Below are 11,406 nucleotides of genomic sequence, written 5' to 3' on the forward strand. Positions count from 1 at the left end.
ACGGGTCAGCGCAATCGCGGCGGCCAGCAACTCGCGTTGCAGCTTGGTCAAGGTGGGCACATCGGCGGGCTGACGCCGCCACCGGGCCTCCGGTCGACGGCGCAGCGCCCCCAATCCGGTGCAGGGCACGTCGACGAGCACCCGGTCGAAGGTCGGCTCCAGGTCCGTCTGCCGCCCGTCGACCCGCAGCACGTCGACGGGCAACCCACGAGTGTTCTCGGCCACCAGGTCGGCGCGGCGCGGCGCGGGCTCCACCGCGGTGAGCCGGAACCCGGACTCCGGGTGTTGCTGCATGCCCAGCGAGGCCAGCAGCGCCGTCTTCCCACCCGGCCCGGCGCACAGGTCCAGCCACCGGCCACCGTCGCCGTCGATCGGCGCCAGGGTCAGCGCCCGGGCCACCAGCTGGCTGCCCTCATCCTGGACCAGTGCGACGCCGTCGCGCACCGGCGCCAGCCGCCCGGGATCACCGCCCGCCAGGTACACCGCGTACGGCGAATAATGACCGACCGTCCCGCCAACCGCGTCGGCCAACTCGGCGGCGGTCAGCGCGCCGGCGCGGGCGGCCAGATGCACCTGAGGCCGTTCGTCGTCGCTGGCCAGTGCCGCGTCGAGTTCGGTTGCGGCGGCGCCCAGCGCATCGGCGAAGGCCTGGGCGATCCACCGGGGATGGGCACGCACAAACGCCGCATGCCCGATCGGATCCTGCGCCGGGTTCGGGGCCAGCTCGGCGACCCAGGACTGCTCGTCGCGCCCGGAGATGGTCCGAAGCACTCCATTGACGAAACCCGCTCGCGCCGAATCGAATTCAATTCCGGCCTGCTCGACGGTGGTGGACACCGCGGCGTGCGCGTCTACCCGGGTGCGCAGCATCTGATACGCGCCGAGGCGCAGCAGGTCGAGCAGCACCGGATCGATGGCTTCCAGCGAGCGCCCCGCGGCGGCGCCGATGACGGCGTCGAGCAGGCCCCGGGTGCGGCAGGTGCCGTACGTGAGCTCGGTGGCGAATGCCGCGTCGCGGCCGGTGATTCCGCGTTCGCGCAGCAGCGCGGGCAGCGCCAGGTTCGCGTAGGCATCGCGCTCGCTGACCGCCCGAAGCACGTCGAACGCGGCGGCCCGAGCCGGGTCCATCGGCCTGCGCGGGGGCCGGCGGTCGCGCTGCTGCGGCCGGCGGTCGCGCTGCTGCGGTTTGCGTTCCGGCCGGCCGCGCTGCGGTCTGTCGCGCCCGGTGCTCATGTCGCCCGCACCGCGGGGTCAAGCCGGGCACCGCGCGCCCAGTCGACCGCGTTCATGAATTTCTTTCCGGGCGGCTGGATTCGGTCCAGCCGCACCGGATCGGAACCCGTGCCGACCCAGACGTTTTTGCGATCGACGTGAATAGCACCGGGCGACAACGGTTCTGGTGGCCCTGGCATCGTGGAAGTCTGGGAAACCTGCACCGGCCCCACTTTGATGCGCAGGTCGCCGATCAAGGTCCAGGCGCCGGGATTGGGCGTGACGGCGCGAATGCGGCGATCGACGACCAGGGCCGGCAGGTCCCACCGCACGCGCGCCTGCTCGACGGTGATCTTGGGCGCGATGCTCACTCCGTCGGCGGGTTGCGGCACCGGCGTCAACGTCGCGTCGGCGATGCCGTTCAGCGTGGTCGACAACAGCGCCGCGCCCGAAACAGCCAGGCGCTCAAGCAGTTCCCCGGCGGTGTCGGTCGGCCGGATCGTCTCGGTCACGACCCCGTAGATCGGACCCGAGTCCAGGCTCGGCTCGATCTGAAATGTCGAGGCACCGGTGATGCTGTCGCCCGCCGCGATGGCCGCCTGCACCGGCGCGGCGCCGCGCCAGGCGGGCAGCAGCGAGAAGTGCAGGTTGATCCAGCCCCGCGGCGCCACCGCCAGTAGGCCGTCGCGCAGCAGCGCGCCATAAGCCACGACTGCGCAGCAGTCGGGTGCCAACTGCGACAGCTCCGCGACGAATTCATCCGAGTTCGGCCGCGATGGCCGCAGCACCGGAATGCCGCGGTCGAGTGCTTCGCTGGCCACCGGTGACGGTTCCGGCTTACCGCGCCGTCCGACGACGGCGTCGGGCCGGGTCAGCACCGCGATGACCTCGTGCCGCGGCGAGTCGATGAGGCGGCGCAACGCGGGCAGCGCGGGTCCGGGGGTACCGGCGAAGACAAGACGCACCGGCCCAGTCTAGGAAGCGGCGGATGCACGCAGGACCCGCCCGAGCCGACCGGATGTGCGTGCGTACACTGTTGCCTATGGCTATTATTTCTGGCAGCCATTAACTACTGGGGTGAACCGGGTTGCCGGTTCATGTCGACAACGAGGTCGAAAGACAACCCTTCCCCCTCCCAAGGAGGTCTAGATGACCCTCGACACCCCGATCAACGACGCCTCGGTGGCCGCGACGTCTCGCACGGTATGGGCGCTCGGTGACTACGCCCTGATGGCCGAGGAGGTGATGGTTCCCCTCGGTCCCGTCCTGGTCGAAGCCACCGGTATTCGTCCCGGCCTACGGGTCCTCGACGTCGCCGCCGGCTCGGGCAACATCTCGCTACCCGCGGCCGCGACCGGCGCCACCGTCGTCTCCACCGACCTCACCCCGGAGCTGTTGCGACGGTCGCGGGCCAGGGCCGAGGCGCGGGGTTTGACGATCGACTACCGGGAAGCGAATGCGCACGCGCTGCCGTTCGGCAACGGCGAGTTCGACGTCGTCATATCCGCGATCGGCGTGCAGTTCGCGCCCGATCAGCAGCGCTCCGCCGCCGAACTGGTCCGCGTCTGCCGGCCGGGCGGCACGATCGGCGTGATCAGTTGGACCCCCGAAGGATTCTTCGGTCGCATGCTCGCCACCATTCGGCCCTACCGGCCGAGCCTGTCGCATCCGGCACCGCCGGCGGCGCTCTGGGGGCGCCCGGGTTACGTCTCCGCGCTGCTCGGCGACCAGATCGGCGAAATCACCACGACGCGAGGCATGTTGGCGGTCAACCGGTTCGACAGCGCCGAGGCCGTGCACGCGTACTTCAAGCAGCACTACGGCCCGACGATCGAGGCGTACGCGAACATCGGCCACAACCGGGTGCTGACGGCCGAGCTGGACGCCCAACTCGTCGAACTCGCGCAGGACCACCTCACCAACGGCACCATGGGCTGGGAGTACCTGCTGGTGACCGCCGTAAAACGGAGCGACTAGCCGCTACAGGTCGATCTCGGCGTCCAGGTGGACGTCGGGCTCGCCGCCGGCGGCGGTGAAGGCCGTCAGGGCCCGTACCAGCCCGTGCCGCTCCGGCGGTGGCATTTTCGCCACGATGGCCGCGATCTCGGCGCGCCGGTGGGCGGTGACCTGGCGGACGACGTCGCGGCCGCGCGTGGTGAGCGCGGCCAGCAGCTCACGCCGTGACGTCGGGTGCGGCAAGCGGTCGATCAACCCGGCGGCGACCAGCCGGTCCACCATCCGGCCGGTGGCCGACGGCTGCACACCCAGTAGACCCGCCAGGGTGGCCAGGTTGACCGGGCCACGATTGGACAGGATCACCAGCGTCCGGAACTGCGCGATGGTGATGGTCTCGTCCACCTGTCCGACGGAACGAGCCGAGATGGCCATCAGCAAACGCGAGGCCGTCAGTAGAGCATCGGTGATGACGTCCAATGACTCGTCAACCGCGGTGTGATCCGCTGCCATAACGCCCCTTCTGCGGATGGTTTCCGGCCTTTCGACGGCTAAGGATTAGAAAGTGTAGCAACACATTAATGTCGTAAGAAGAGATTATTGCATGCACATATTGTCGCCTAGGGTAATGGTTGGTGAAGGTTAGCCGATGTGCAGCGGGTCGATCTGCACCCGCGCCGGCTCGTGGCTTTGCCGGGCGCTGAGCACGCTGCTGCCGCGCCGCAGCGCCGCCGCCAGCGCCAGGCCCTGCTGACGGGGCACGCGGACCAGCATTCGCGTCACCGGGGCGCCGGCGGGGGTTCCGGCCGGCCGGCGCACGCCGGCCGGAAGGTCCACTGGCCCAAGCAAATCCGCGTGCAAGGACTCCTGGTCGGACAGCCGGGCCTCGTCGAGCAGCGCCGTCACGGCCCCGGCGGTCCCATCGACGGCCGCGATGTGCACGCTGGGCGGCAGACCGACCTCTGCCCGCGCGGTCACTTCGGCCTCCGCATGACCCACGGGATCCCAACGGATCAGCGATTGCACTGTAAGAAGCGATGATTCGGCGACGATCATCACCACACCGCCCTCGCCGCGGGCACGCACCAGCGCGGCGGCGGTCATCCAGCGCCACAACGCATCCTCGGCCGCGCGCAGGTCCTGGCGGCCCAGCAGCGCCCAGGTGTCCAACAGCAGCGCCGCCCCATAACCGCCGGACGCCCGCGGCTCGGCGCCCGGGGTCGCCACCACCAGGGCCGGGCCGGCCGCGACCTCGGGTACCACGCCGTCGCCCGACGACGTGATCACCGCCGTGCCCGGAAACGCGCGGCCGAGTTCTTCGGCAGTGCGGCGCGCGCCGACGACGACGGCGCGCACCGCGTCCGACCCGCAGCGCGCACACCGTCGCGTCGGGTCGACACGGCCGCACCAGCGGCACAGCAGTGCGGCGCCGCCCTCCTGCAACGACAGCGGGCCGGTGCAGTGCCGGCAACGGGCGATCGTGCGGCACCGCGCGCAGGCCAGCGCCGGGATGTACCCCCGCCGCGGCACCAGCACCAGCACCGGCGCCCCGGCGTGCAGCGCCGAGCGGGCGGTGCGCAGCGCGATCGACGGAATGCGTGCCGTGCGCGCGGCCGGGTCGCGCTCGTCGGCGTAGCCGGTGTCGTCCAGGGCGATCACGCGCGGCGTGCGGGCGCGCACCACCGGCCGCGCGGCGACGATGTCGTGCGCCCAGCCGCTGCGCACCAGGGCGTGGGCTTCGGCCGTGCGCGCGTAGCCCCCGATCAGCGCCGCGCACCGGGCCTGATGCGCCCGCAGCATCGCCACCTCGCGAGCATGCGGATACGGCGCGCGCGGCTCGGCCAGGCTGTCGTCGGCGTCGGCCCACACCATGACCAGTCCCAGGTCGCTCAGCGGTGCGAACACCGCGCTGCGCGTGCCGATCACCAACCGCGCGGAGCCGCGCAGCGCCGCCAGCCACCGCCGGTACCGGGCCGCCGGCCCCAGGCCGGCCGACAGGGCCACCACGCTGTTCTCGTCGATCCGCGTCGTCGCGGCCTGCCACAGCACGTCCAGGTCGCGCTGGTCGGGAACGATCGCCAGCACCGAGCGGCCGGTCCGCACCGTTTGCGCGGCGGCCTCAGTGAACCGATCCGTCCACGACTCGCCCGGAAGCGCCTGCCAGACGGCCCGGGCGGCCCGCGATTCGGCCAGGGCGGCCAGGAACTGAGCGCCCCGGCCGTAACCGCCCCAGCCCGACGGATCGACGGGCTCCGGGACCGCAGCCTCGGGGCTGACCAGGGGTTCCCGCTCCACCCTGGCGTGCCGGGGCGGCACCGCCAGGCGCAACACGTCGGGGCGGGTGCCGGCGTAGTGCGCGGCCACCGCGTCGCCCAGCCGGCGGATTTCTGGGGTGAGCACCGGTTCGGCCGACACGACGCGATCCAGCCAGCCCAGCTTGCCGGGGTGATCGGTGTCGTTGCGGCGCTCGAGCACGAACCCGTCGACCAGCCGGCCGTGGAAGCGCACCCGCACCCGCACCCCCGGCTGGGCGTCGTCGGACTGCTCGGCCGACACCAAATAGTCGAAGTCCCGGTCCAGATGCGGCACCGACAACATCGGCAGCACCCGGGCGATGGGCTCCACCTCGACGGGCGTACGCGCGCTGGGACTCACGGCGTCCCCAAACCGCGAATCATGTTGTTATCCAATGTTTTACCGTCCGGTCCGCAGCGTACCCGGCACCGGTGACAATCAGCTCTCGGCGGGCGTCGGCGCGTCCCCGGCAAGGTCGGCCGGAAGCTCGCGGCCGAAGAAGAAGCCCGCCGTGATCAGGATCTGGGCCGCCGCGTACGACCACCAGATCGGCACCGCGAGAGCCTCGTTGCCGAGGATGAAGCGCCCGATGGCGATCATCGAGTCCGAGGCCGCAAAACACAGCGCCCCCACCGCCGTCCAGATCGTCGGCAGTTTCGCCAGCAGGGCCGTGCACACCATCGCGGTCAGCACCACGATGTAGACCGTCACCGGAAGTGTCAGCTTGTCCGCGCCCAGGTGGGGCCAGAACCAGCCCAGCAGCGCGATCGACGCCGCACACATCAGGACCACCGCGGCGATGCGCACCATCGACGGGCGCGCATCCTCCGAAGCCCCGAAGAACATTGGAACCAGCGGCAGGAGCGCGGCCATAAAACACAAGTGCGCCAACAGGAATGCCGCAAGGCCCACCACGAAGGAGAGCGACCACGACGGGATCGCCAGCACCCAGTCGCCGATGGCCGAGAGCAGCAGCGCCAGCATCAGCCACCGCCGCTCGCGGACCTTGGCGTGGCCCGCCGCGGCCAGCGTGAGCAGGAACGCCATCGAGGCCTTGAACGCCGGCTGCAGCACCCAGTGACCCGTCAGCTCGATCCCCGGCGGCGAGCGCAGCGCCAGCACGGTCAGGTAGATGCCGTAGCCGAGGGCCACCCAGCCGGCCAGCACCCAGGCGCCGGCCACCAGACGAGGTGCGTACGGTACGTCCATGCCCAGCTTGGATAACACAGCCGAGGAGAAACCCGCTATCGACCCCATCCTGCAGAAGGTACTGGATGCGGTTCCCTTCCGGCTATCCACTGAGGACGGAATCGGCGCGGCGCGCCAGCGGTTCCGCGACCTGCCGCGCCGGCCGCTGTATCCCGAGCTGCGGGTAGAGAACCGGACGATTCCCGGCCCCGCGGGCTCCATCGCGCTCCGGATCTATTGGCCGCCAAGTCATTCCGACGGTCATCGGCAGGGCGCCGGCGCGCCCGTCGTGCTGTATTTTCACGGCGGCGGCTTCGTCATAGGTGATCTCGAAACCCACGACGGCACGGCGCGTCAGCACGCGGTGGGCGCCGACGCGATCGTGGTAACTGTCGACTACCGGCTCGCCCCCGAGCACCCCTACCCCGCCGCAGTCGAAGACGCTTGGGCCGCAACGCTTTGGGTCGCCGCGAATGCGGCCGAACTGCACGGTGATCCGAGCCGGATCGCCGTGGCCGGCGATTCGGCCGGCGGCACCATTTCCGCCGCGGTGGCGCAGCGGGCGCGCGACAACGGCACTCCGCCGATCGTGTTCCAGCTGTTGTGGTATCCGTCGACCATGTGGGACGCATCGCTGCCGTCTTTCACCGAGAACGCCTCCGCGCCGATCCTGGACGCCCACGCCGTCGCGGCGTTCTCTCGTTGGTACGCGGGCGAAGTCGACATGTCCGATCCGCCGTCGGACATGGCGCCGGGGCGCGCAAAGGACCTGAGCAATCTGGCGCGGGCCTACATCGCCGTCGCCGGGTACGACCCCCTGCGCGACGACGGCATCCGGTACGCCGGGTTGCTGACCGCCGCCGGCGTCGCCGCCCAGGTGCACAACGCCGAGACGTTGGTGCACGGATACCTCGGCTATGCCGGCGTGGTGCCCGCCGCCACCGCCGCGCTCGAGGGCGGACTGACCGCGCTGCGAACGGCCCTGCACCGGTGACCCCGCGGCGTACGGTGAACGCATGAGCGAGCCGGCCACCGCCCGCCCCGGGATCGATCCGACCTTCAAGGCGTTGCTCGACGCCTATCCGATGACCTTCCGCGAGGCTGACGGCGTCGAGATCGCCCGCAAGCGGCTCCGACTGCTCAAGGTGCCGACGGAAATGCTGCCGGATCTGCGGATTGAGAACCGCACGATTTCCCACGGCGAGCTCACCGACATCCCGGTGCGCATCTACTGGCCCGACAGCGACCTCACGCCGCTGCCCGTGGTCGTCTTCTACCACGGCGGCGGGTTTTGCCTCGGCGACCTGGACACCCACGACCCGGTCGCCCGCGCGCACGCCGTCGGCGCCGAGGCCATCGTGGTGTCCGTCGGCTACCGGCTGGCCCCCGAGCATCCGTTCCCGGCGGGCGTAAACGACTGCTGGGCGGCCCTGCGATGGGTCACCGAGAACGCGGCAGAGCTCGGCGGCGACCCGAACAACATCGCCGTGGCCGGTGACTCGGCCGGCGGCAACCTCGCCGCGGTGACGGCACTGTTGGCCCGCGAGAACGGCGGGCCCGAACTGCGCTTTCAATTGCTGTGGTACCCGACGGTCACCGCGGATCTGTCCCTGCCGTCGTATGCCGACAACGCCGAGGCGCCGATTCTGAACCGTGAAGTCATCGACGCATTTCTGTCCTGGTATGTGCCCGGGCTCGATATCACCGACCCGAAGGCCCTGCCCACCACCATGGCTCCCGCAAACGCCGCGGACCTGTCCGGGCTGGCGCCCGCCTACATCGCCACCGCCGAACACGATCCGCTGCGCGATGAGGGGGCCCGTTACGCCGAGCTGCTGGGCGCCGCGGGCGTGCCGGTCGAGCTGAGCAACGAGCCCACCCTGGTGCACGGGTTCGTCAGTTTCGCACTGGCGATACCCGCGGCCGCCGAGGCCGCCGAGCGCGGCCTGGCCGCGCTCCACAAGGCTCTGCACCCCTAGGCAGGCAACGATGGTCCCCCACGAAGAAGAAACCCCGGCTATCACACGCTGATCATCGGCGCCGGATTCTCCGGCATCGGTGCGGCCATCAACCTCGACAGGGCCGGGCTGTCCGATTACCTGGTGATCGAAGCCGGCGACGGGGTCGGCGGTACCTGGCACTGGAACACGTATCCCGGTATCGCCGTGGACATTCCGTCGTTCTCCTACCAATTCTCCTTCGAGCAGAGCCGGCACTGGTCGCGCACCTACGCGCCGGGCCGAGAGCTCAAGGCCTACGCCGAACACTGCGCCGACAAATACGGCATCCGATCGCGAATCCGCTTCAACACCAAGGTGCAAACCGCCGAGTTCGACGACGAGCGCGGCCTCTGGCGGGTGCAGACCGACCCGGCGGGAGAAATCACGGGGCGGTTCGTGATCAGCGCCTGCGGCGTCCTGACGGTGCCCAACCTGCCCGACATCGACGGCGTGGACTCGTTCGGCGGCATCACCATGCACACCGCGCGGTGGGATCACGGCCAGGATTTGCGCGGCAAGCACGTCGCGGTGATCGGGACCGGCGCCTCGGCCGTGCAGGTGATTCCCGAAATCGCGCCAATCGTATCGTCGCTCACCGTATTTCAGCGCACGCCGATCTGGTGTTTCCCGAAGTTCGATGTCCCGCTGCCCGCGCCCGCGCGCTGGGCGATGCGAATCCCCGGCGGCAAGTTCCTGCAGCGCCTGCTCAGCCAGGCCTACGTGGAGCTCACCTTCCCCATCTCGGCGCACTACTTCACGGTCATCCCGCTGGCCAAGAGGATGGCCACGCTGGGAAAGTCCTATCTGCGGCAACAGGTTCGGGATCCGGCCGTGCGCGACCAGCTCACGCCGAAGTACGCCGTCGGCTGCAAACGGCCCGGCTTTCACAACGGTTACCTGGCCACGTTCAACCGCGACAACGTGCGGTTGGTCACCGAACCGATCGACAAGATCACGCCCGACGCGGTGGCCACCACCGACGGCGAGAACCACGAGGTCGACGTGCTGATCCTGGCGACCGGCTTCAAGGTGATGGACCCCGACAACGTGCCCACGTTCGCGGTGACCGGAAGCGACGGAAAGTCGTTGAGCCGGTTCTGGGATGAGCACCGACTGCAGGCCTACGAGGGCGTCACCGTGCCCGGCTTCCCCAACCTCTTCACCGTGTTCGGCCCGTACGGTTACGTTGGCTCTTCGTATTTCGCGCTCATCGAGGCGCAGACGCATCACATCGTGCGCTGCCTCAAGCGGGCCAAGCGCGTCGGTGCGACCCGCGTCGAGGTCAGCGAGGAAGCCAACGAGCGCTACTTCGCCGAGATGATGCGCCGACGCCCCCGGCAGATCTTCTGGCAGGACAGCTGCCGACTGGCCAACAGCTACTACTTCGACAAGAACGGTGACGTGCCACTGCGTCCGGGCACCACCCCGGAGGTGTACTGGCGCAGCCGGCGGTTCAATTTGGACGACTACCGGTTCACCGGCTAGACCGGGACCACCCGGCCCCTAGATCGCGCGTTTGAGGTCGTCGACCTTGTTCAGCTGCTCCCAGGGCAGTTCGACGTCGGTGCGGCCGAAGTGCCCGTACGCGGCGGTCTGCGCGTAAATCGGGCGCAACAGGTCGAGGTCGCGGATGATCGCGCCGGGCCGCAGATCGAACACCTCTGGAACGATTTTCTCGATCTTGACCGGGTCGACCGTCGCGGTGCCGAACGTCTCGATGAACAGCCCGACTGGGGCCGCCTTGCCGATGGCGTAGGCCACCTGCACCTCGACTCGTTCCGCCAGCCCGGCGGCGACGATGTTCTTGGCCACCCAGCGCATCGCGTAGGCCGCCGATCGGTCCACCTTGGACGGATCCTTGCCGGAGAAGGCGCCGCCGCCGTGGCGGGCCCATCCGCCGTAGGTGTCGACGATGATCTTGCGGCCGGTCAGGCCCGCGTCGCCCATCGGACCGCCGAGGACGAACTTACCGGTCGGGTTGACCAGCACCCGCGTCGCCGACGAGTCCAGGGTGTCGTGGGCCAGCTCGTCCAGCACGGTCTTGAGCACATGCTGCCGGATGTCGGGATCGAGCGTCTTCTCCAGGTCGATGCCGTCGGAGTGCTGGGTGGACACGACCACGGTGTCCAGCCGGACCGGAACGTCGTCCTCGTATTCGATGGTGACCTGCGTCTTGCCGTCGGGCCGCAGATACGGCAGCGTGCCGTTCTTGCGGACCTCGGTGAGCTTGCGTGACAGCCGGTGGGCCAGCGCGATCGGCAGCGGCATCCGCTCGGGGGTGTCGTTGATCGCGTAGCCGAACATCAGGCCCTGGTCGCCGGCGCCCTGGGCGTCCAGCGGGTCCGCGGCGCCCTCCACGCGCGCCTCGTGGGCGGTGTCGACGCCCTGGGCGATGTCGGGTGACTGCGCGCCGATACCGATGTTCACGCCGCAGGTGGCCCCGTCGAAGCCCTTGTCCGACGAGTCGTAGCCGATGTCGAGGATGCGCTCGCGAACCGTGTTGGTGATGTCTGCGAACGCCTCTTTGGCCGTCGTCGTCACCTCACCCACCACGTGCACCTGTCCGGTGGTGACCAGCGTCTCGACCGCGACACGTGAGTTGGGGTCCTCCGCCAGCAGGGCGTCGAGGACCGAGTCGCTGATCGCGTCACAGATCTTGTCGGGATGTCCCTCGGTCACCGACTCACTGGTAAACAGCCGACCCGTCTCACTCACGCTGCGATCCTTCCATCGTCCGAATGTTAGTTAGGCAAATTAT

10 protein-coding genes are annotated in these 11,406 nt (G+C 69.7%); 4 read left to right on the forward strand and 6 right to left on the reverse strand.

Translation table 11 applies throughout. The features are described from left to right. Together VFW69_RS12255 and fmt are read right to left on the reverse strand one after the other, a co-directional pair. On the reverse strand, window positions 1-1,128 hold a 1,128-nt coding region (locus tag VFW69_RS12255; RefSeq protein ID WP_526501575.1), incomplete at its 3' end, for a transcription antitermination factor NusB. 101 nt (window positions 1,129-1,229) lie between these two features. Beyond that, window positions 1,230-2,177 (reverse strand): methionyl-tRNA formyltransferase, encoded by a 948-nt coding sequence (gene fmt / locus VFW69_RS12260; RefSeq protein ID WP_526501558.1) that lies wholly within the window; start codon window positions 2,175-2,177, stop codon window positions 1,230-1,232. A 184-nt stretch (window positions 2,178-2,361) separates the two neighbouring features. On the opposite strand from fmt, the gene VFW69_RS12265 reads away from it, so the two are divergent. After that, window positions 2,362-3,189 carry a class I SAM-dependent methyltransferase gene (locus tag VFW69_RS12265; protein ID WP_526501560.1) on the forward strand — a complete coding sequence of 276 codons (828 nt, stop codon included), beginning with the start codon at window positions 2,362-2,364 and terminating at the stop codon, window positions 3,187-3,189. Window positions 3,190-3,192: 3 nt separating this feature from the next. Here VFW69_RS12265 and VFW69_RS12270 read toward each other — a convergent pair whose 3' ends face one another. The 3 genes from VFW69_RS12270 to VFW69_RS12280 all read right to left on the reverse strand — a co-directional run bounded on the left by VFW69_RS12270 (window position 3,193) and on the right by VFW69_RS12280 (window position 6,669). Next, entirely contained in the window at window positions 3,193-3,678 is a 486-nt protein-coding gene (locus VFW69_RS12270) for a MarR family winged helix-turn-helix transcriptional regulator (RefSeq protein ID WP_526501563.1), read from the reverse strand. A gap of 129 nt (window positions 3,679-3,807) precedes the next feature. Further along, a complete protein-coding gene (locus VFW69_RS12275) occupies window positions 3,808-5,820 on the reverse strand; it encodes a primosomal protein N' (protein ID WP_526501565.1) in 2,013 nt (670 codons plus the stop codon). Between the two features lie 78 nt (window positions 5,821-5,898). Beyond that, window positions 5,899-6,669 carry a lysoplasmalogenase family protein gene (locus VFW69_RS12280; protein ID WP_526501567.1) on the reverse strand — a complete coding sequence of 257 codons (771 nt, stop codon included), beginning with the start codon at window positions 6,667-6,669 and terminating at the stop codon, window positions 5,899-5,901. Between VFW69_RS12280 and lipI the strand changes: the two genes are divergently transcribed. The 3 genes from lipI to VFW69_RS12295 are packed head-to-tail and all read left to right on the forward strand — an operon-like array spanning window position 6,668 to window position 10,133. Then, window positions 6,668-7,642 (forward strand): esterase LipI, encoded by a 975-nt coding sequence (gene lipI, locus VFW69_RS12285; RefSeq protein ID WP_526501569.1) that lies wholly within the window; start codon window positions 6,668-6,670, stop codon window positions 7,640-7,642. The two genes, VFW69_RS12280 and lipI, sit on opposite strands and share 2 nt — an antisense overlap. A gap of 22 nt (window positions 7,643-7,664) precedes the next feature. Next, on the forward strand, window positions 7,665-8,627 hold the full coding sequence (locus VFW69_RS12290) for an alpha/beta hydrolase (protein WP_526501571.1): 963 nt from the start codon (window positions 7,665-7,667) through the stop codon (window positions 8,625-8,627). A 48-nt stretch (window positions 8,628-8,675) separates the two neighbouring features. Then, window positions 8,676-10,133, forward strand: coding sequence for a flavin-containing monooxygenase (locus VFW69_RS12295; RefSeq protein WP_526501577.1), 1,458 nt, complete (start codon window positions 8,676-8,678; stop codon window positions 10,131-10,133). Between the two features lie 18 nt (window positions 10,134-10,151). Here VFW69_RS12295 and metK read toward each other — a convergent pair whose 3' ends face one another. Next, window positions 10,152-11,363, reverse strand: a complete 1,212-nt coding sequence (gene metK, locus VFW69_RS12300) for a methionine adenosyltransferase (RefSeq protein WP_526501573.1) — start codon at window positions 11,361-11,363, stop codon at window positions 10,152-10,154. Window positions 11,364-11,406 lie beyond the last annotated feature (43 nt).

This window comes from Mycobacterium sp. (assembly GCF_036273375.1).
Taxonomy (GTDB): domain Bacteria; phylum Actinomycetota; class Actinomycetes; order Mycobacteriales; family Mycobacteriaceae; genus Mycobacterium.

What these genes read in the sequence shown, in the direction of transcription:
- VFW69_RS12265 (WP_526501560.1), top strand. Translation starts at nt 2,362, where the DNA reads ATGACCCTCGACACCCCGATCAACGACGCCTCGGTGGCCGCGACGTCT.
- VFW69_RS12270 (WP_526501563.1), bottom strand. Translation starts at nt 3,678, where the DNA reads ATGGCAGCGGATCACACCGCGGTTGACGAGTCATTGGACGTCATCACC.
- VFW69_RS12280 (WP_526501567.1), bottom strand. Translation starts at nt 6,669, where the DNA reads ATGGACGTACCGTACGCACCTCGTCTGGTGGCCGGCGCCTGGGTGCTG.
- VFW69_RS12290 (WP_526501571.1), top strand. Translation starts at nt 7,665, where the DNA reads ATGAGCGAGCCGGCCACCGCCCGCCCCGGGATCGATCCGACCTTCAAG.
- lipI (WP_526501569.1), top strand. Translation starts at nt 6,668, where the DNA reads ATGCCCAGCTTGGATAACACAGCCGAGGAGAAACCCGCTATCGACCCC.